The 17,708-nt window shown below is 63.4% G+C and carries 20 protein-coding genes and 1 tRNA gene; 13 read left to right on the top strand and 8 right to left on the bottom strand.

Features of this window, described 5'->3' with window-relative positions; all coding sequences use genetic code 11:
• Nucleotides 1–122: 122 nt before the first annotated feature.
• Nucleotides 123–581, bottom strand: coding sequence for a protein YgfX (locus tag B2Y33_RS22415; protein ID WP_027914572.1), 459 nt, complete (start codon nt 579–581; stop codon nt 123–125).
• Nucleotides 565–819: a succinate dehydrogenase assembly factor 2 gene (locus B2Y33_RS22410; protein WP_023534507.1), complete on the bottom strand. Its 255-nt coding sequence runs from the start codon at nt 817–819 to the stop codon at nt 565–567. Before B2Y33_RS22410 ends, B2Y33_RS22415 begins: the two co-directional genes overlap by 17 nt.
• 135 nt (nt 820–954) lie before the next feature.
• Here B2Y33_RS22410 and B2Y33_RS22405 point away from each other — a divergent pair, with 135 nt between their 5' ends.
• Nucleotides 955–1,896, top strand: coding sequence for a YgfZ/GcvT domain-containing protein (locus B2Y33_RS22405; protein ID WP_111475239.1), 942 nt, complete (start codon nt 955–957; stop codon nt 1,894–1,896).
• Nucleotides 1,897–1,952: 56 nt separating this feature from the next.
• Nucleotides 1,953–2,759 (top strand): HDOD domain-containing protein, encoded by an 807-nt coding sequence (locus tag B2Y33_RS22400; RefSeq protein WP_023534337.1) that lies wholly within the window; start codon nt 1,953–1,955, stop codon nt 2,757–2,759.
• 45 nt (nt 2,760–2,804) lie between these two features.
• On the opposite strand, the gene B2Y33_RS22395 is transcribed toward B2Y33_RS22400, so the two are convergent.
• Nucleotides 2,805–4,184, bottom strand: coding sequence for a sensor histidine kinase (locus B2Y33_RS22395; RefSeq protein WP_049696474.1), 1,380 nt, complete (start codon nt 4,182–4,184; stop codon nt 2,805–2,807).
• The gene (locus tag B2Y33_RS22390) at nt 4,177–4,848 is read right to left on the bottom strand and encodes a response regulator (RefSeq protein WP_027914569.1); all 672 of its coding nucleotides are present in this window, start codon (nt 4,846–4,848) and stop codon (nt 4,177–4,179) included. Before B2Y33_RS22390 ends, B2Y33_RS22395 begins: the two co-directional genes overlap by 8 nt.
• Nucleotides 4,849–5,046: 198 nt before the next feature.
• Here B2Y33_RS22390 and B2Y33_RS22385 point away from each other — a divergent pair, with 198 nt between their 5' ends.
• From B2Y33_RS22385 to B2Y33_RS22365, 5 genes are all read left to right on the top strand, one after another.
• The gene (locus B2Y33_RS22385; RefSeq protein ID WP_028687231.1) at nt 5,047–6,336 is read left to right on the top strand and encodes an OprD family porin; all 1,290 of its coding nucleotides are present in this window, start codon (nt 5,047–5,049) and stop codon (nt 6,334–6,336) included.
• A 32-nt stretch (nt 6,337–6,368) separates the two neighbouring features.
• Nucleotides 6,369–7,349: a Bug family tripartite tricarboxylate transporter substrate binding protein gene (locus B2Y33_RS22380; protein WP_028687230.1), complete on the top strand. Its 981-nt coding sequence runs from the start codon at nt 6,369–6,371 to the stop codon at nt 7,347–7,349.
• Between the two features lie 115 nt (nt 7,350–7,464).
• Nucleotides 7,465–7,923, top strand: a complete 459-nt coding sequence (locus B2Y33_RS22375) for a tripartite tricarboxylate transporter TctB family protein (RefSeq protein ID WP_049696475.1) — start codon at nt 7,465–7,467, stop codon at nt 7,921–7,923.
• A gap of 3 nt (nt 7,924–7,926) precedes the next feature.
• Nucleotides 7,927–9,441, top strand: coding sequence for a tripartite tricarboxylate transporter permease (locus tag B2Y33_RS22370; protein WP_023534356.1), 1,515 nt, complete (start codon nt 7,927–7,929; stop codon nt 9,439–9,441).
• Nucleotides 9,434–10,468 carry an AbrB family transcriptional regulator gene (locus B2Y33_RS22365; RefSeq protein ID WP_088522933.1) on the top strand — a complete coding sequence of 345 codons (1,035 nt, stop codon included), beginning with the start codon at nt 9,434–9,436 and terminating at the stop codon, nt 10,466–10,468. The genes B2Y33_RS22370 and B2Y33_RS22365 overlap by 8 nt, the downstream gene beginning before the upstream one ends.
• 54 nt (nt 10,469–10,522) lie before the next feature.
• On the opposite strand, the gene ung is transcribed toward B2Y33_RS22365, so the two are convergent.
• Nucleotides 10,523–11,215, bottom strand: a complete 693-nt coding sequence (gene ung, locus B2Y33_RS22360; RefSeq protein WP_088522932.1) for a uracil-DNA glycosylase — start codon at nt 11,213–11,215, stop codon at nt 10,523–10,525.
• A gap of 126 nt (nt 11,216–11,341) precedes the next feature.
• Between ung and B2Y33_RS22355 the strand changes: the two genes are divergently transcribed.
• Nucleotides 11,342–12,448 (top strand): enoyl-CoA hydratase/isomerase family protein, encoded by a 1,107-nt coding sequence (locus tag B2Y33_RS22355; protein WP_088522931.1) that lies wholly within the window; start codon nt 11,342–11,344, stop codon nt 12,446–12,448.
• A 33-nt stretch (nt 12,449–12,481) separates the two neighbouring features.
• Here the strand turns inward: B2Y33_RS22355 and B2Y33_RS22350 are convergent, their stop codons facing one another.
• Nucleotides 12,482–12,892 (bottom strand): hypothetical protein, encoded by a 411-nt coding sequence (locus tag B2Y33_RS22350; protein WP_027914562.1) that lies wholly within the window; start codon nt 12,890–12,892, stop codon nt 12,482–12,484.
• A 215-nt stretch (nt 12,893–13,107) separates the two neighbouring features.
• Between B2Y33_RS22350 and B2Y33_RS22345 the strand changes: the two genes are divergently transcribed.
• The 4 genes from B2Y33_RS22345 (at nt 13,108) to B2Y33_RS22330 (ending at nt 15,674) form a co-directional block, all read left to right on the top strand.
• Complete coding sequence (locus B2Y33_RS22345) at nt 13,108–14,580, top strand: sensor domain-containing diguanylate cyclase (protein WP_206405678.1); 1,473 nt, start codon at nt 13,108–13,110, stop codon at nt 14,578–14,580.
• Between the two features lies 1 nt (nt 14,581).
• Nucleotides 14,582–14,806: a cysteine-rich CWC family protein gene (locus B2Y33_RS22340; RefSeq protein WP_028687227.1), complete on the top strand. Its 225-nt coding sequence runs from the start codon at nt 14,582–14,584 to the stop codon at nt 14,804–14,806.
• Complete coding sequence (locus tag B2Y33_RS22335; protein WP_027914559.1) at nt 14,796–15,488, top strand: pseudouridine synthase; 693 nt, start codon at nt 14,796–14,798, stop codon at nt 15,486–15,488. The genes B2Y33_RS22340 and B2Y33_RS22335 overlap by 11 nt, the downstream gene beginning before the upstream one ends.
• A 112-nt stretch (nt 15,489–15,600) precedes the next feature.
• Nucleotides 15,601–15,674, top strand: a tRNA-Gly gene (locus B2Y33_RS22330).
• 48 nt (nt 15,675–15,722) lie between these two features.
• On the opposite strand, the gene B2Y33_RS22325 is transcribed toward B2Y33_RS22330, so the two are convergent.
• Both B2Y33_RS22325 and B2Y33_RS22320 read right to left on the bottom strand, forming a co-directional pair.
• Entirely contained in the window at nt 15,723–16,157 is a 435-nt protein-coding gene (locus B2Y33_RS22325) for a DNA methylase (RefSeq protein ID WP_206405677.1), read from the bottom strand.
• Entirely contained in the window at nt 16,154–16,378 is a 225-nt protein-coding gene (locus tag B2Y33_RS22320) for a DUF2188 domain-containing protein (protein ID WP_027914557.1), read from the bottom strand. The genes B2Y33_RS22325 and B2Y33_RS22320 overlap by 4 nt, the downstream gene beginning before the upstream one ends.
• A gap of 251 nt (nt 16,379–16,629) precedes the next feature.
• On the opposite strand from B2Y33_RS22320, the gene B2Y33_RS22315 reads away from it, so the two are divergent.
• Nucleotides 16,630–17,640, top strand: a complete 1,011-nt coding sequence (locus tag B2Y33_RS22315; protein WP_206405676.1) for a DUF4917 family protein — start codon at nt 16,630–16,632, stop codon at nt 17,638–17,640.
• The last annotated feature ends 68 nt before the right edge of the window (nt 17,641–17,708 follow it).

Genomic DNA, 17,708 nt, shown 5'->3' with positions numbered 1-17,708 from the left:
CCTCCTGAAGTCGCGATCTGCAGTGCCTGAACTACCGCGCGCTTAGAAGCCAAAGCAAGAGCAAGAGCAAGGGCAAGGGCAAGGGCAAGGGCAAGGGCAGACGCGGCGCCAGCCTGCATAGTTTAGTGCTGCATGGGCGCCACCCAGCGCCTGCGGCTGAACTTCAACCTCACCCGCAAACGCCGATGCTCATCGATCCCAAGCGCATCCCAGGGCACACATTGGCTGCGCCCCCACCCTGCCCCAACCGGTACGAATCTCAGCACTACGAGCGCGGGCAACGCGATGCTGTCACGACACAGCCGCACAGGCTGCCACCCCCGGGCCCGTGAAAACACCCACCAGCCGGCTCCATCACGACGAAGCCCGGTGACAGCCTGAACATGCGTCAACAGAATACGACGCGGAATAGCCCACGCCGCATGAACACTACATGCAGCGATCACCAGCAGCCCCAACCAGAACGGTAACGGGCTGACAAGCACGGCGAACCAGGCGAGCGCCTGGCTGATCAGGTAGGCCACCAGCAACAGGCGTGAGCCCTGCCAGCGGCATTCGAACCACTCACTTGGGTTGGACACGGTCCAGGATGATGCGAACCATGCGCTGCAACTCCGGGTCCTCGGATTCGGTACGCTCCATGAACCAGCCGAACATGTCCTGGTCCTCACAGCTCAGCAGCCGAACATACAACTGACGATCAGTTTCGTTGAGGCTGGGGTAGACCTCCTGGGTGAAAGGCACCAGCAGGACGTCCAGTTCCAGCATACCGCGGCGGCTATGCCAGAAAAGCCGGTTGAGTTCAGTTTGTTCGACCATGGGGCCCTCCTCGAGTGGCCCGCCAGTATACAGTCAGCCGCGCGAAGCGACAGCCAACTGTTGGTCTAAGTCACCTACCTATTTTGTTACCAGCGTTCTATGATGGCCCCAGACTTTAAGCCACCGCGATGACCCATGGCCGATACCGCTTTCTTCTGCCCTCTGTCCCACGAAGGCATTCTCGCTGTCCGCGGCTCCGATGCAGGCAAGTTCCTGCAGGGCCAGCTGACCTGCAACATCAACTACCTCAGCCCCGAATACGCCAGCTTTGGCGCACGTTGCATGGTCAAGGGACGCATGCAGTCCAGCTTCAGAATCCTGCCTGAAGGCAACGGTTACCTCCTGGCCATGGCCAGTGAATTGCTGGAGCCTCAGCTGGCCGACCTGAAGAAATACGCTGTGTTTTCCAAGGCCACCCTGACCGACGAAAGCGCCGCCTGGGTGCGTTTCGGCCTGCACGACGGCCAGGCAGCGCTTGTGGCACTGGGGCTGGAACTGGCGCCCGAAGCCGGCAGCACGGCGCGGCAGGAAGGGCTGATCGCTGTAACGGTCAGCACCGGCCGCACCGAGCTCTGGGTACCGGCAGATCAGGCAGGCGAGGTTCACAAGACCCTGGCCGACACACTACCCGAAGCTGGCCTCAACCCATGGCTGCTGGGGCAGATCCGCGCCGGGATCGGTCAGGTGCTGGGGCCTACCCGCGAGCAGTTCATTCCGCAAATGATCAACCTGCAAGCCGTCGATGGCGTCAGCTTCAAGAAAGGGTGCTACACCGGCCAGGAAATCGTTGCACGCATGCAGTACCTGGGCAAGCTCAAGCGTCGCATGTACCGCCTGGCAATCGATCAGCAAACCCTGCCGGCACCTGGGGAGCAGCTCTTCTCCCCCGTGCATGGCTCCTCGGTAGGTGATGTGGTGATGGCGGCCAGCACCGGCAGTGGCTGTGAGCTGCTCGCGGTGATCGCAGCCGATGCCGTGGAGGATGGCAACCTGCACTTGGGTCATCTCGAAGGCCCGCCCCTGCAGGTACTGCCCCTGCCCTACGAACTGGACCGCGACAGGGAAATCCAGCGCTGACCAGCCCCGCCCCGCTTTGACAGCGGGGCCGCTTCACCACTGCGGTAGACACGTCCATGAACAAGCTGGCCGAAATGGTCCAGGCGCAACTGCTGGATGCCATTGAAAAGGATGACCTGGTACTTCCGACTTTGCCTGAGGTTGCCTTGAGCATCCGCGAGGCCGCCGAAGACAGCGAGATCAGCGTGGCGGCCTTGAGCCGGGTGATCGGCCGCGATGCCGCCTTGTCGGCACGCCTGATCAAGGTGGTCAACAGCCCGCTGCTGCGGGCCACGGTCGAGGTGACCGAGCTGCACACGGCGATCACTCGCCTGGGCATCAACTACAGCTGCAACCTGGCCATCGGCCTGGTCATCGAGCAGATCTTCCACGCGCGTTCGCCTGCAGTTGAGCAAAAACTGCGCGAAATCTGGGCCAACAGCCTTGAGGTCGCCGGCATGAGTTACGAGTTGGCCCGGCGCTACACGCGGCTCAAGCCTGATCAGGCGGCACTGGGCGGCCTGGTCAACCAGATCGGCGCGCTGCCAGTTCTGATCTACGCCGAAGAGCACAACGAGCTGCTGTCCGATCCGGTCTGCCTGCACCATGTCATCGAACTGATCCAGCCCGTACTGGGCGACAAGATACTCAAGGCCTGGGAGTTTCCCGAACAGCTGGTCAAGCTGCCCGGCCTGGTTCAGGACCTGGATCGACAGACCGACCGCATCGACTACATCGATGTGGTCCAGATCGCCCGCTGCATCAGCCAGCGTGGGCGAGAGAGGCCGCTGGCGGCCTTGCCAGCCTACCGGCACCTGGGCTTGCCCATGGGGAGCGAGCTGCACGCCGAGGATCTGCTCGAAGCCCGCAGCTTGTTGCGCTGAGGGCTTCGCTCTGCCTGGCGGCCGGATTGATCCGAGCGCCCACGCTTAGTCAGCGATGAAACTCACCCGCACGCGCAGCCCGCCGTTGTCGCCATCATGCAGGCTGATCTGCGCCAGGTGAGCCCGGCAGATCTCCCCCACGATCGCGAGGCCCAACCCGCTGCCCTGGGCGCTACGGCGATAGAAGCGCTCGAACACCCGCTCGCGCTCGGCTTCTGGAATGCCGGGGCCGTCGTCCTCCACCTCGAGCACCGCAGGCGCGAGCACGCGCAGGATGACGTTGCCGCCCTTTGGGGTGTGGGCCAGGGCATTGTCGACCAGGTTGCTCAACAGCTCGTTGAGCAACGTCGGCTCGCCTTTGAGCCATACCGGTGCCTGCGCCTCGAGGGCCAGTGCAACGCCACGGTTGTGCGCCAACGGCGCCATGGCCATGCCCAGCTCGCGCGCCAGTTGGCTGAGGTCCAGGCGCTGGGCGCCCCCCTCGGCGATCGCACGCGCGCCGTTTTCCACACGCGCCAGTGAAAGCAACTGGTTGGCCAGGTGCGTCAATTTGTCGGTGCCCTGCGCCGCCGCTTCCAGCGTCTGGTGCCACTGTTGCGGCTCATTGGCGCGCAAACCCAGTTCCACCCGCGCTTTGAGCGCCGCCAGGGGCGTACGCAGCTCGTGGGCAGCATCGGCGATGAACTGCGCCTGGCGCTCGAACTGTGCACGCAAACGCTCGGTGAAGTGGTTGAGCGCCCCCACCAGTGGCCGCAATTCAGGCTGCACTTGTACCACCGGCAATGGGCGCAGATCGTCCGGCTGGCGCTCTTCGACCGCCGTGCGCAGGCGCTCGAGCGGTCGCAGCGCCGCACTGACGGCGAACCACACCATCACCAAAGCGCCCAGGGCCAACATGCCCAGACGCAGCAAGGTATCCCCCATCAGGCCCCGGGCCATGCTCACCCGCGCCTCATCGGTTTCAGCCACGCGAATTTCCGCCATGCCGTTCATGTTCGGCTCGCTCACCGCTTTGAGCAGGCTGACCACTCGCACGTTCTGCCCCAGATACGTCGCGTCATAGAATCGCGCCAAGGCGGGATAGTCGTCTGTACGCGGTGTACCAGACGGCGGGGGCGGCAGTTTTTCATACCCTGAAATCAGCCGTTGGTTGATGTCCAGGACCTGGTAGTAGATACGTCCTGCGCTGTCGTAGGCAAAGGTGTCGAGTGCCACATAGGGCACATCGGCGCTCAACGACCCGTCGCGTTGCGACAGGCCCGCAGCGATGGTACGGGCGGACGCCAGCAGTGTCCGGTCGTAGGCGGTGTCCGCCGCCTCGCGGCCGTTCCAGTAGGCACTGAGCCCACTGGCCAGCATCAGGACCACCAGCAGCAGCGCCAGATTACCCAGCAGGCGCCCACGCAGGCTGACATTCTCACGCATCGCGATGCTCGAGCAGGTAACCCAGGCCGCGGAAGGTGACGATGGCCACCGAATGGCCATCAAGCTTCTTGCGCAGGCGATGAACGTAGATCTCGATGGCATCGGGGCTGGCGTCCTCGTCCAGGCCGAACACCTGGGCCGCCAACTGCTCCTTGCTCATCACCCGGCCCGGCCGGGCGATCAAGGCTTCGAGCACACCCTGCTCGCGGGAAGTCAGGGACAACGGGGCCTCATCCAAGGTGAACCGTCGGGTATCGAGGTCATACACCAGCGGCCCGCAGCGCTGCTGGCGTTCGCCCCCGAGCACACTACGGCGCAACAGCGCCTTGACCCGCGCCTCAAGCTCGGTCAGCTCGAACGGCTTGGCCAGGTAATCGTCAGCCCCCAGGTTCAGGCCATGGACCCGATCCTTGACGTCGCTGCGGGCGGTGAGCATCAGCACCGGTACGGTCTTGCCACGCCCGCGCAGACGGGCCAGCACCTCGAAGCCGTCCATGCGCGGCAAGCCCACGTCGAGCACGGCCACGGCGTAGTCCTCACTGCCAAGGGCCAGGTCGGCAGCCACCCCGTCATGCAGCACATCCACAGTCAGGCCCAGACTTTTCAAGGCCTGGGCCACACTGTCGGCCAATTGCAGATGATCTTCTACCAGCAGCACACGCATCGGATTGTCCCTGTTAGGTGGGGCGATGGCGCGGAGTGTACCCCGCCGCCGCGGCCTGTGAAGCCGGCGCGACAAACCTTTCACGCTGAAAGGTTAGCGAAAGGTTCGTTACCTAGCATCGCACCACGGTCGCCCCGAGCGCCGAATAAAGCACCAGCAAGGTGCAATCGAATAAGAACAAGAAACGGAGCCACAACGATGCTGTCATTGCAGCCGCAGGCGCTCGCACCTGCTCGTTCCCTCGCCGCACGCCCCAGCGCCATCGCCAGCGCCCTCGCGCTCGCCGGCGTCGCCCCGCTCAGCCAGGCCGCCTTCTTCGAAGACAGCACGGCCACCTTCGAAACCCGCAACATGTACTTCAATCGCGACTTTCGCGATGGCACCAGTGCGCAACAATCCAAGCGCGACGAATGGGCCCAGGGGTTCATGCTCAACCTCGAATCCGGTTACACCGAAGGTACCGTAGGCTTCGGCGTGGATGCGCTGGGCATGATGGGCATCAAGCTCGATTCAAGCCCTGACCGTACCGGCAGTGGCCTGCTGCCCACCCATGACAATGGCAAGGCTGCCGACGAGTACTCAAAGCTCGGCCTGACCGCCAAGGCCAAGATTTCCAAGACCGAACTGAAGATCGGCACCCTGATCCCTTCCCTGCCCACCCTGCGCCCCAACGATGGCCGCATTCTGCCGCAAACCTTCGAAGGCGGTCTGCTCACCTCCAAGGAAATCAAGGGCCTGACCTTCACTGGTGGGCGCCTGGACAAGGCAAAGGACCGTGACGACACCAACTGGGAAGACCTGGCACTGAACAACAAGAACGGCCGCTTCGGTGGCTCGTTCAGCGCAGACAACCTGTCGCTGGCGGGGCTGGACTATCAGTTCAGCGACCGGTTGACCGGCAGCTATCACTTCGCCCAACTGGATGACATCTACCGCCAGCACTTCATCGGCCTGCTCGCCACCCAAGCCGTAGGCCCAGGCGCACTAGCCTTCGACCTGCGCCTGGCGCTGAGCGATGACGCAGGGGCTGCCAGGGCCGGCAGCATCGACAACACCACCTTCAACGGCATGGTCAGTTATGCCCTGGGTGGGCACAAGTTCAGCGCCGGCTGGCAGCAGCTGACCGGCGACAGCGCGTTCCCCTATGTCGATGGCGCCGACCCCTACCTGGTCAACTTCGTCCAGATCAACGACTTCGCCAATGCCGACGAGCGCTCCTGGCAGGCCCGCTACGACTACAACTTTGCCGCACTCGGCGTGCCTGGCCTGACGTTCCTGACCCGCTATATCAGCGGCGACAACGTCAGCCGTGCCAGCGGTGGCGAGGGCAAGGAATGGGAGCGTGATACCGAGCTGAAATACGTGGTGCAGAACGGCCCGCTCAAAAACGTGGCGGTGCGCCTGCGAAACGCGACCTTCCGCTCCAATTTCGCCCGTGACGCCGACGAAGTGCGGCTGCTGGTGAGCTACAGCGTCGCCCTGTGGTAACCCGATAACAACAACGCCTACGGAGATAGACCATGACCTTTTCACTGCGCCGTATCGTACTGGCAACCGGCTGCCTGCTGCTGGCAGGCAATGCCCTGGCCGCCGAACCCAAACGCCCCGAATGCATCGCCCCGGCCTCGCCTGGCGGCGGCTTCGACCTGACCTGCAAGCTGGTGCAAAGCGCCTTGGTGCAGGAGAAGATCCTGAGCAAGCCCATGCGCGTGACCTACATGCCTGGCGGTGTGGGCGCTGTGGCCTACAACGCGGTAGTAGCCCAACGCCCAGCCGATGCCGGGACCCTGGTGGCCTGGTCGAGCGGTTCGCTGCTGAACCTGGCCCAGGGCAAGTTCGGTCGCTTCGATGAAAATGCAGTGAAATGGCTGGCTGCCGTCGGTACCAGCTACGGCGCGATCGCAGTCAAGAGCGACTCGCCCTACAAAACCCTCGACGACCTGGTCGCGGCGCTGAAGAAAGATCCGAGCAAGGTGGTGATCGGCTCCGGCGGCACCGTAGGCAGCCAGGACTGGATGCAAACCGCCCTGATCGCCAAGGCTGCCGGCATCAACCCACGCGACCTGCGCTACGTGGCACTTGAAGGCGGCGGCGAAATCGCCACGGCATTGCTCGGCGGCCATATCCAGGTAGGCTCCACCGACATCTCCGACTCCATGCCGCACATCGAGAGCGGCAACATGCGCCTGCTGGCCGTGTTCTCGGAAAAACGCCTGGACGACCCGGCCATGAAGGACATCCCCACTGCCAAGGAACAGGGCTATGACATCGTCTGGCCTGTGGTGCGCGGCTTCTACCTCGGCCCGAAAGTGAGCGACGAAGACTACGCCTGGTGGAAAGCCTCGTTCGACAAGATGCTGGCCTCCGAAGACTTCGCCAAATTGCGTGACCAGCGTGAGCTGTTCCCCTTCGCCATGACGGGTGAAGAGCTCGATGGCTACGTCAAGAAGCAAGTCGCTGACTACAAGATGCTGGCCAAGGAATTCGGCCTGGTGCAGTAACCCAGTCTGCCGGTTTTCCCTGGCAGGAGCAGGCAGACGCTGCCGTGCATGGCCTGGGCCTTGGCCCAGGTTCACAGGTGTGCCGCTCCCATCGCTACTTACCGAGGATTCCTCCATGATCCTGCAACGCATCTTCGCCCTGATTCTGCTGGCCGTGTGCGCCGCCCTGGCCGTGATGGCCTGGCCGTATCAGGCGGCGTTTTCCTATGAGCCGGTAGGCCCACGTGCCTACCCGCTGCTGATGCTCGGCCTGATGAGCCTGGGCTTGCTGTACATGGCGATCCGCCCCACGCCGATCGTGCACAAGGACGACGAGCCGGCGCTGGACAAGGCGACCCTGACCAAGATCGCCGCCTGCATTGGCCTGCTGCTGATTTTCGCGACCACCTTCGAGTCCCTTGGCTTCATCCTCAGCGCCATCCTGGCCGGTGTGCCCATGGCGCGCCTGTATGGCGGTCGCTGGCTGCACAGCGTCATCGTCGTGGTTGGCATGAGCCTTTTCCTCTACTGGCTGTTCGACCGCGTCATGGACGTGCCCCTGCCCCTTGGCCTGCTGAGCGTACTGGAGAACTGACACATGGATACCTTGAGCTACCTGGGCCAGGGCTTCGGCGTCGCCCTGTCCCCTTACAACCTGGTCACTGCCCTGTCCGGCACGCTGATCGGTACCGTCGTCGGCCTGCTGCCGGGCCTGGGCCCGATCAATGGCGTGGCCCTGCTGATTCCCATCGCCTTCGCCCTGGGCCTGCCTCCGGAGTCGGCGCTGATCCTGCTGGCTGCGGTGTACCTGGGCTGCGAGTACGGTGGGCGAATCAGCTCGATCCTGCTGAACATCCCGGGCGAAGCGTCGACCGTGATGACCACCCTGGACGGCTACCCGATGGCACGCCAGGGTCTGGCGGGCGTGGCCCTGTCCCTGTCGGCCTGGAGCTCGTTCATCGGCGCTTTCATCGCCACCTGCGGCATGGTGCTGTTCGCCCCGCTGCTGGCCAAGTGGGCAATCGCCTTCGGCCCGGCCGAGTATTTCGTGCTGATGGTGTTCGCCATTGTCGCCCTGGGCGGTATGGCCGGCGACAAGCCGCTCAAGACCTTCATCGCCGCCTTGATCGGCCTGTTTTTGTCGGCGGTGGGCATCGACGCCAACAGTGGCGTGTACCGCTTCACCGGTGACAGCGTGCACTTGGCCGACGGCATTCAGTTCGTCGTGCTGGTGCTGGGCCTGTTCTCGATCAGCGAAATTCTGTTGCTGCTGGAAAAGACCCACCACGGCCACCAGGCAGTCAAGGCCACCGGGCGCATGCTGTTCAACTTCAAGGAAGCGGCGTCGGTGTTCGCGGTGAACATTCGCTGCGGCCTGCTGGGCTTCGTGATGGGCGTGTTACCAGGCGCAGGTGCCACGCTGGCCAGTGCGGTGGCCTACATGACCGAAAAACGCATGGCCGGTGCCAGCGGCAAGTTCGGCAAGGGTGACGCCCGTGGCCTGGCTGCACCGGAAACGGCCATCGGCGCCTCCTGCTGTGGCGCCCTGGTGCCAATGCTGACCCTTGGCGTACCGGGTTCGGGTACCACGGCGGTGATGATCGGCGCGCTGACGCTCTACAACATCACCCCCGGCCCGCTGCTGTTCGAACAGCAACCTGACATCGTCTGGGGCCTGATCGCGTCGCTGTTCATCGCCAACATCATGCTGGTGATCCTGAACATCCCGATGATCCGCATCTTTACCCGCATCCTGGCCGTACCGAACTGGGCCCTGGTGCCGGTGATCGCCATCATCACCGGGATCGGCGTCTATGCCGTGCATGCCACCACCTTCGACCTGTTCCTGATGGTCGGCATCGGCATCATGGGCTACATCCTGCGCAAGCTGGACTTCCCGCTTTCGCCGATTCTGCTGGGCTTCATTCTGGGTGGCCTGATGGAGCAGAACCTGCGCCGTGCATTGTCGATCTCCAATGGCGAGCTGGGCATTCTCTGGTCGAGCCCGATCAGCATGGGTGTCTGGGCACTGGTAGCGCTCATGCTCGCGCTGCCCATGGTGCGCATCTGGCGCAAACGCAGCCTGCAGCGCCGTGCCATGGCCGATGCCTGATCGCGCGTTGCCGCTGTACTGGGCAACTGGGCTGGTCGGCCTTGCTGGCGGTTTCGCCGCCAGCAAGGTCGGCTGGCCTTTGCCGTGGATGGTCGGCTCGTTGCTGGCGATCATCGCGGTACGTTGCCTGAGCCCTTGGCAGTTGCCAGAGATACCCAATGGCCGGCGCTGCGGGCAATGCATCATCGGCCTGGGCATCGGCCTGCACTTCACGCCCCAGGTCATCGAGCAAGTGGGCAGTCATTTCGCCCTGATCTTCTTCGGCGCCTTGTTCACCACGGTCTCAAGCGTGCTTGGCGTGTGGTTGTTGCGCCGCTCGGGTGAGGACCGCGCCACCGCGTTCTTTGCCAGCATGCCAGGCGGCTCCGGTGAAATGGTCAACCTGGGTGCGCGCAATGGCGCGGTACTGAGCCAGGTAGCCGCAGCCCAGAGCCTGCGCGTGCTGGCCGTGGTGCTGTGCGTGCCGGCGCTGTTCAAGCTGCTGCTGGGCGATGGCGTAGCGCTCAACCACACCGGCAGCGTCAGCTGGGCCTGGCTGGCCCTCATCGCACCGCTGGGGGTGGCCGCCGGGTGGCTCTGGCAGCGGCTGCAACAGCCCAACCCATGGCTGTTCGGGCCGCTGCTGGTGGCAGCCACCTTCAGCCTGGCCGCCGACTTGCAGATTGCCCTGCCCAATGGCGCCAGTCAGATCGGCCAATGGCTGATCGGCAGCGGCCTGGCCTGCCACTTCAACCGTGCGTTCTTCCGCCGAGCCCCGGCATTTCTGGGGCGCACGCTGGTGGCGACTGCCTTGAGCATGGCCCTGGCTGGCGCTGCCGCCTGGGGCTTGAGCCTGCTGACAGCCTTGGACCTGCGCTCACTGACGCTGGGCATGATGCCCGGGGGCATCGCTGAAATGAGCCTGACCGCCGAAACGCTGCAACTGTCGGTGCCCCTGGTGACCGCTTTGCAAGTGATGCGCCTGCTCTTCGTGCTGTTCCTGGCCGAGCCCCTGTTCCGTTACTGGATGAGCAAGCGGCCCTCATGACCTGTGGGGCCTGACGGCCCTCATGACCTGTGGGGCCTGACGGCCCCGCCTGGCTCACAGCGGTGGCAACGCCCAGTTGATGGGCGCTAGCCCGCGCTGCTCGAGAAAAACGTTGGCACGGCTGAAATGTCCACAGCCAAGAAAACCGCGGTACGCCGACAACGGCGAGGGGTGCACAGACTTGAGCACCAGGTGCTTGGTGCCGTCGATCAGCTTCTGCTTGCTCTGCGCATGGGAGCCCCACAGCAGAAACACCACGTGCTCGCACTGTTCGCTGACCACCTCGATGATACGGTCGGTGAAGAACTCCCAGCCTTTCTTGGCATGGGATGCCGCGTTGCCCCGCTCCACGGTCATGGTGGTATTGAGCAGCAACACACCCTGCTCGGCCCAGCTTTGCAGGTAGCCATGGTTGGGGATGGGAATGTTCAGGTCGCGATGCAGCTCCTTGTAGATGTTCACCAGCGACGGCGGCGTCGGCACGCCAGGCTGCACCGAGAAGCACAGGCCATGGGCCTGCCCTGGGCCGTGGTACGGGTCCTGGCCGAGGATCACCACCTTGACCTGATCCAGGGGGGTGGAGTTGAGTGCATTGAAGATCAGCGGGCCAGGCGGGTAGATCTGCTTGCCGGCGGCATATTCACCACGCAGGAACTCGCGCAACTGCTGCATGTAAGGCTGCTCGAACTCGGCACGCAAGGCGGCTTTCCAACTGGGCTCGAGTTTGATGCGATCGTCGTCAGTCATGTGGGCTTCCGTAAACAATGGGGCGACACTAGGGGTGACACCGACGCTTGTCAAACGATCCGACCAGTGCCCGGCGGGATCGACCAGGCAGGCCATACTTGAGCGGTGACCTGAATGAGGTAAGCCATGAGCATTCACTGCCAAGTCCTGACAGGCGCCGACGGCGCTCGCCTGGGCATCGTCACCCTCGATGCGCCAAGGGCGCTCAATGCCCTCGACCTGCCAATGATAGAAACGCTGGCCGAGCAGTTGCACAGCTGGGCGCAAGACCCGGGCATCGCCTGTGTGCTGCTGCGTGGCAATGGCGCCAAGGCCTTCTGCGCCGGTGGCGACGTGCGGGCGCTGGCCCAGGCGTGCCGCGAGCAGCCTGGCAGCGTGCCACCGCTGGCCGCGTCGTTCTTCGCCGCCGAATATCGCCTGGATCATGCCCTGCACACTTACCCCAAGCCGCTGCTGTGCTGGGGCCATGGCCATGTGCTAGGCGGCGGCATGGGTTTGCTTCAGGGCGCCAACGTACGCATCGTGACCCCCAGCAGCGCATTGGCCATGCCAGAGATCAGCATTGGTCTGTACCCCGATGTTGGGGCCAGTTGGTACCTGGCCCGCTTGCCGGGCAAGCTGGGGTTGTTCCTGGGGCTCACCGGTGCGCCTGTCAATGCGCGCGATGCGCTGGACCTGGGGCTGGCCGACCGCTTCATGGGCGAAGACCGACAAGCGGCGTTGATCGATGAACTGCTGCAGGTGAACTGGCAGGAGCAGACCGCGCTCCAGCTCAACAGCCTGTTCAGGGCTGAGGAGCATTGTGCCCGCCAAACGCTACCCACAGCCCAGTGGTTGCCGCGCCGCGCGCTCATCGACGCATTGCTCGATGTCACCTGCGCAGGCGCTGCCTGGCGGGCCGTGGCGGGCCTGCGCCAGCACGAGGACCCACTGCTCTCGGCAGCCGCCGAGCGCATGCTGGCGGGCTGCCCGCTGACGGCTCATCTGGTGTGGGAGCAGATCCGTCGGGCCCGGTACTTGTCACTGGCGCAGGTGCTGCAGATGGAGTACGCCATGAGCCTGAACTGCTGTCGCCACCCTGAGTTCAGCGAAGGGGTGCGCGCACGCCTGCTGGACAAGGATCACCAGCCACGCTGGCACTGGCCGGATGTGGACCATGTGCCCGCAGCCGTGGTACAGGCACACTTCCAAGCACCCTGGGAAGGCCATCACCCACTGTCGGACCTGCACTAGCGGCGCGTAAGTGCCAGGGTGCTTGTCACCTGATCAGTGTCCTCGTCCACGCCTGTCACCCCAGCCGCCTTGATGTCGACCTCCATCCTGATAGCGCGGGCCATCGTTGCGGTAGTCGTGCCGGTCACGGTCACGCCTGTAGTCCCAGCGCTGGCGATGACCATAATCGTAGCGCGGGTTGCCGTGCCAGCGGCGCACGTCGGGCGGCGGCAACGGTCGGTAGCCGGGCGGCGCATGGTAACGAGGCACCGGTTGGTAGTAGTAGCGCGGTTGTGGCGCCACCGGATAACGACCGTAGCGGTAATAGCCGGGCGCGTAGCCAGGCGAGACATACCGGTCCGTGACGTAATAGTCGGAGCGGTAGTAGGTCGACCGTCCAGCGTACGGCGCACAGGCGCCAAGCGTCAGCCCGAGCAGGGCCACAAGCAGAATTCGATAGGACATAGGCGGCCTCCCGGACCGCTGAGGTGCCCGCACAGCGAACGCTGCCGAGCGTCGATGCACAACACGTTGATCGACATGGAATCAGACAAGCGCCAACTCGTGCAGTGCCATACTGGTAATAATTTGATACAGCTGCAGCCTCCGAACAAAATCTTGCAGTTATTTAGTGCCCAGAACACTAGAATGTGCGGCCCGGCACACATCATGGGAAGATCATGCCTTCACGCTCCGCTCCGTCATCGCAGCGTTCGTTAATCGCCGCCCTGCTGATGCTGCTGGCCTGCGGTTTCCTCGCCACGTCGCTGCTGAGTTATTTCTCCTCGCGCAGCGCCATACGTGACGGCATCATCAATACCGAACTGCCCCTGACTTCCGACACGGTTTATTCGGAAATCCAGAAAGACCTGATTCGCCCTGTTCTGATCGCATCGATGATGGCTCAGGACACCTTCCTGCGTGACTGGGTGCTGGCCGGTGAGCAGGACGCCCAGCGCATGACCCGCTACCTGGGCGAGGTGACGGGCAAGCAGGACATCTTCACGTCCTTTTTCGTCTCCGAACGCACGCTGACCTACTATCAGGCCAAGGGCGTGCTCAAGCAGGTCCAGCCCCAGGCCTGGCGCGATGCCTGGTACTTCCGCCTGCGCGACCAGGCAGCGCCTTACGAGATCAATGTAGATCTGGACATGGCCAACCAAGATAACCTCACCGTGTTCATCAACTACAAGGTGCACGACTATCAGGAGCGCTTCATCGGCGCTGCGGGGGTAGGGCTGAGCGTTTCGACCGTGGTCAGGATGATCGACCAGTACCAACATCGCTATCAGCGATCCGTGGTCTTCGTCGACGCCCAGGGCAAGGTGTTGATGACAGGCTCGGGTGGTGGCCCGCAGGGCCTGCGCGTCGGCCAGTCGCTGGTCGACAGCCCAGACCTGGGCGGCGTGCTCGCACACCAGCCGGTGCCTGGCGAGGGCAGTCATGAATACCGTGACCTTGCAGGCCACAGCCATTTTCTGAACGTACGCCACTTGCCGGAACTGGACTGGTACCTGCTGGTGGACAAGCGCGAGACCGGGGCGCTGGACCGGATTCGTCATTCGCTGTACCTGAACCTGGCGATCTGCGCCATGATCACCCTCGTGGTGGTGGCCCTGGTGCATGCGATGGTGCGCCGCCACCAGGCCAGCACCGAAGCCCTGGCCACGCTCGACAGCCTGACCGGGCTGCCCAACCGACGCAGCTTCGACCTGCTGGCCGCCCAGGCGCTGCGCGAGGCCCAGCGTGACAACAGTCCGCTGGTGGCGTTGCTGATCGACCTGGACCACTTCAAAGTGCTCAACGACACCTATGGTCACCTGGCAGGCGACGAAGTGCTGCGCCAATTTGCCAATGTCCTGCAAGGCAGCATTCGCCAGTCCGATATACTCTGCCGCTGGGGAGGCGAGGAGTTCATCGTGCTGCTGAGTGAGGCCGATGCTTGCCAGGCGAACGAGGCTGCCGAAAAGATCCGGCGCCGCGCCGAGCAACTGACCTTCAGTTACGAAGACCAGCCGCTGCGCCTGACCACCAGCATCGGGGTCAGCCACCTGAAGTCAGGCGACACGTTGCATACCCTCCTGACCCGCGCCGACGGCGCCCTCTATCGTGCCAAACAGGCTGGCCGCAACCGTGTCTGCACTGAAACCTGATATGAACGACGATCAATACTGCCCCGCCTGCGGTGCCCTTAACCAGTGCACCCTGGCCGACCCTGCGCAGGCCACCCAGGCCTGCTGGTGCTTCAGTGTGCGCATCGACCCGGCCGTGCTGCAGGCCCTGCCTGCCGAACTGCGCGACCGTGCCTGCCTGTGCCCAAGCTGCGCGGGCGTCGAGGCCCAATTGGCATCGCCTGCTGGTTTCACCCATGCGCCTTGATCGTTTTCTTGCCAACCTGCCGACCTGCAACCGCCAGCATGCGCGCCTGATGCTGGCTCAACGTCGCGTGCGCGTCGATGGCCAGGTAACCAGCGACCCGCTGACGGAAGTGAGGGCGTTCAGCCGGGTCGAGCTGGACGATGAGGTGCTGCAGGCGGGCCACCCGCCACGCTACCTGATGCTGCACAAGCCGGCCGGTTGCGTCAGCGCCACCCACGACCCCCAGCATCCGACCGTCATGGACTTGCTGCCCGACGCGCTTGCGCAGGGTCTGCATATTGCCGGGCGCCTGGACTTCAATACCACCGGGCTGATGATCCTGACCAACGATGGCCAGTGGTCCCGGCGGCTGACCCAACCCACTACCAAGCTGCCCAAGCATTACCTGGTCGAAACCCAGGACGAGATCGGCGAGCACTACGTGGCCCGGTTTCAGGAGGGCTTCCACTTTGCTTTCGAAAACCTGACGACCCAACCGGCCGACCTGCAGATCCTCGGGCCGCGCCTGGCCCGGCTCGCCATCGTCGAAGGGCGCTACCATCAGGTCAAACGCATGTTCGGGTTCTACGACAATAAGGTGGTCAAGCTGCACCGTGAGCGCATGGGCGCCATCGCGCTGGACCTGGACCTGCCGCCAGGGGCATACCGTGAACTCACGCGCGAGGAAATCGCTGCCGTGTAGGCGAGCCTTAGGCGCATGGAGGGGAGCACGGGAAAACGGAGGGAAATGACGTTTTTTTTATAACGCGGGCTTCTAATTTGCCGAACGTTCTGGTAAAAAGTGCAGCTCAGATGCGGGTATAGTTTAGTGGCAAAACGAAAGCTTCCCAAGCTTTAGTTGAGGGTTCGATTCCCTCTACCCGCTCCACCTTCAAGCCAGCGTTCACATGGCTTACGCTTCCTCTACCGCCCATCCTCATTGCGCACGTTGATGCTGCAGTACCGGCGCCGCTTCCCGCATGAAAATCTCGAGCGTCTTGGGCCCCACGCCTTCAAACCTCAGCAGCCAAGCGTTTACTTGCGCCATGTCCACTGCGACGTCCAGCAGCACGTGGTCCATTTCCGCTTCAAGCCCTTTGCCCAACCGATGCAGCCGCCGGGCCGTGGATTCGTCGTAGCGTGCGTAACCGGCCTGACCCAGCAGCTTCACCAACGTGTGATGCGGGCACCTCGCCAGCTTGCCCGGTGTGTCCAGGCCGTGGGTATCGACCAGTACCTGATAGGCCTGGACCGCGACACTGGCGCGAATGCGCTTGCCGATCAGAAAGCTTGCAAGCAACCACTTGTAGAGGCCGCGCCCATGGCACTGGTGCATGTCGATGCCAAGCAGCGCGGCGCTGATCGGTATCAACCCTTGGTGCGCCGCGGGTCAGCGGCACGTGGGTAGGTGCGCTCTTCCTCGAGGGTGCCATCGGCCTTGTGGATCTTAACCGAGGCGGTCTTGCCCTCAAAGAAGGTGGCCAGCGACCCCACCAGTTCTTGCTTGGTCGCGCTGTGTTTCGAGGCACGCGCAGCACCTGCCTTCTTCAGTTCCCACCCGTCGTTGGCAGGGCTTACATGATAGGTGTCCATGAGGGATCTCCTGTTCAAGTAAAGACATGACGATCTACGTGTCGGTGTTGCCGGTGCTGGCTAGGCACTGCACCGTGATCACTCAATACCTTGGAGGGAATGAAGTCCGCTCGTGTTCACTTTCAATCCTCTGCAGATGCCCTCACCCTCACCAATGCACCCTACACGGCGCTGCCAGCTCTGGCACGGCGCACTCATGACCTGGGCTTGGCGTGGTAAAGTCTGCCGGATCCCGCTTTACGGACTTCAGCATGCCCGCACTCGACGCCACTCTCCCCGCCTGGTCAGACCTTGCCGACCAGCACCCCTGCGAAACCCTACTGGTCGGCAACGGCGCAAGCCGGGCCTTCTGGAAGCCGTTCGGGTACTTCTCGCTGTATGAGGAGGCGCAACGGGCCGGGCGCAAAAAGGGCTTGGCCATCAGCGATCAGGCCTTGTTCAAGTCGTTGGGCACTGAGCTCTTCGAACCGGTGCTGACCGCCCTCAACACTACGGTGCGCACGAACGCTGCGCTGGCCATCAACTCGACAGCGCCGCTTAACCGCTATTACTCCATCAAGGAGGCGCTGATCCACGCCGTGCGCACCGTGCACATGCCCTGGTCGGCCATGCCCGAAGCCGCCCTGCTCGCCCTCAACCAGGCCCTGCGTGGCTACCGCAACGTCTATACCAGCAACTATGACCTGCTGCTGGTCTGGGCCGTGCAGCACGACCCGATGGGCTTCGCTGAACTGTTCGACGAGCAGGGTTTTTTCGACGTGCGCCGAACGGCGAGCCAAGGCACACGCGTGCTGCATCTGCACGGTGGCATGCACCTGCTCAAGCTGCCTGACGGCACCACCCGGCAACGCAGTGCAAGCAGCGCTGAAATGCTCGAAGGGTTCGCCGTGAATGTGCCAGGTGAAGTGCCGCTGTTCGTCAACGAAGAGCGCAGCGACGAAAAACTGCGTGCCATCCGGCATTCGGACTACCTGAGCTGGAGCCTCGGCCAGTTGGCCGGTGAACACCAAGGCATGTGCCTGTTCGGCCAGCATCTGGACAGCAACGACCGGCACCTGCTCGAAGCCATTCGCTCAGCCCGGCCCAGCCACCTGGCCATTGCCATACGCCCATTGGGAGAGGCATCGGTCATCAATCAGAAGCGTCATTTCGTCAGCCGCTTCGAAGACATGCCGGACACGGCCCTGCACTTCTTCGACGCCCAGACGCATCCGCTGGGGCTGGCAAGCACGACTGTGCAATTGATTGCTCAAGCTGAGTGATCAAGCATGCCTGCAGCATCAGAACGCGCTCATGAGCAGCGAAGCAAGGATGAGCATATCCAAGGCTG

The organism is Pseudomonas sp. UBA5666 (genome assembly GCF_002420785.1).
Classification (GTDB): domain Bacteria; phylum Pseudomonadota; class Gammaproteobacteria; order Pseudomonadales; family Pseudomonadaceae; genus Aquipseudomonas; species Aquipseudomonas fulva.
This window is presented reverse-complemented; position numbering and strand designations above follow the sequence as displayed.

What these genes read in the sequence shown, in the direction of transcription:
- B2Y33_RS22410 (WP_023534507.1), bottom strand. Translation starts at nt 819, where the DNA reads ATGGTCGAACAAACTGAACTCAACCGGCTTTTCTGGCATAGCCGCCGC.
- B2Y33_RS22405 (WP_111475239.1), top strand. Translation starts at nt 955, where the DNA reads ATGGCCGATACCGCTTTCTTCTGCCCTCTGTCCCACGAAGGCATTCTC.
- B2Y33_RS22400 (WP_023534337.1), top strand. Translation starts at nt 1,953, where the DNA reads ATGAACAAGCTGGCCGAAATGGTCCAGGCGCAACTGCTGGATGCCATT.
- B2Y33_RS22395 (WP_049696474.1), bottom strand. Translation starts at nt 4,184, where the DNA reads ATGCGTGAGAATGTCAGCCTGCGTGGGCGCCTGCTGGGTAATCTGGCG.
- B2Y33_RS22390 (WP_027914569.1), bottom strand. Translation starts at nt 4,848, where the DNA reads ATGCGTGTGCTGCTGGTAGAAGATCATCTGCAATTGGCCGACAGTGTG.
- B2Y33_RS22385 (WP_028687231.1), top strand. Translation starts at nt 5,047, where the DNA reads ATGCTGTCATTGCAGCCGCAGGCGCTCGCACCTGCTCGTTCCCTCGCC.
- B2Y33_RS22380 (WP_028687230.1), top strand. Translation starts at nt 6,369, where the DNA reads ATGACCTTTTCACTGCGCCGTATCGTACTGGCAACCGGCTGCCTGCTG.
- B2Y33_RS22375 (WP_049696475.1), top strand. Translation starts at nt 7,465, where the DNA reads ATGATCCTGCAACGCATCTTCGCCCTGATTCTGCTGGCCGTGTGCGCC.
- B2Y33_RS22370 (WP_023534356.1), top strand. Translation starts at nt 7,927, where the DNA reads ATGGATACCTTGAGCTACCTGGGCCAGGGCTTCGGCGTCGCCCTGTCC.
- B2Y33_RS22365 (WP_088522933.1), top strand. Translation starts at nt 9,434, where the DNA reads ATGCCTGATCGCGCGTTGCCGCTGTACTGGGCAACTGGGCTGGTCGGC.
- ung (WP_088522932.1), bottom strand. Translation starts at nt 11,215, where the DNA reads ATGACTGACGACGATCGCATCAAACTCGAGCCCAGTTGGAAAGCCGCC.
- B2Y33_RS22355 (WP_088522931.1), top strand. Translation starts at nt 11,342, where the DNA reads ATGAGCATTCACTGCCAAGTCCTGACAGGCGCCGACGGCGCTCGCCTG.
- B2Y33_RS22350 (WP_027914562.1), bottom strand. Translation starts at nt 12,892, where the DNA reads ATGTCCTATCGAATTCTGCTTGTGGCCCTGCTCGGGCTGACGCTTGGC.
- B2Y33_RS22345 (WP_206405678.1), top strand. Translation starts at nt 13,108, where the DNA reads ATGCCTTCACGCTCCGCTCCGTCATCGCAGCGTTCGTTAATCGCCGCC.
- B2Y33_RS22340 (WP_028687227.1), top strand. Translation starts at nt 14,582, where the DNA reads ATGAACGACGATCAATACTGCCCCGCCTGCGGTGCCCTTAACCAGTGC.
- B2Y33_RS22335 (WP_027914559.1), top strand. Translation starts at nt 14,796, where the DNA reads ATGCGCCTTGATCGTTTTCTTGCCAACCTGCCGACCTGCAACCGCCAG.
- B2Y33_RS22320 (WP_027914557.1), bottom strand. Translation starts at nt 16,378, where the DNA reads ATGGACACCTATCATGTAAGCCCTGCCAACGACGGGTGGGAACTGAAG.
- B2Y33_RS22315 (WP_206405676.1), top strand. Translation starts at nt 16,630, where the DNA reads ATGCCCGCACTCGACGCCACTCTCCCCGCCTGGTCAGACCTTGCCGAC.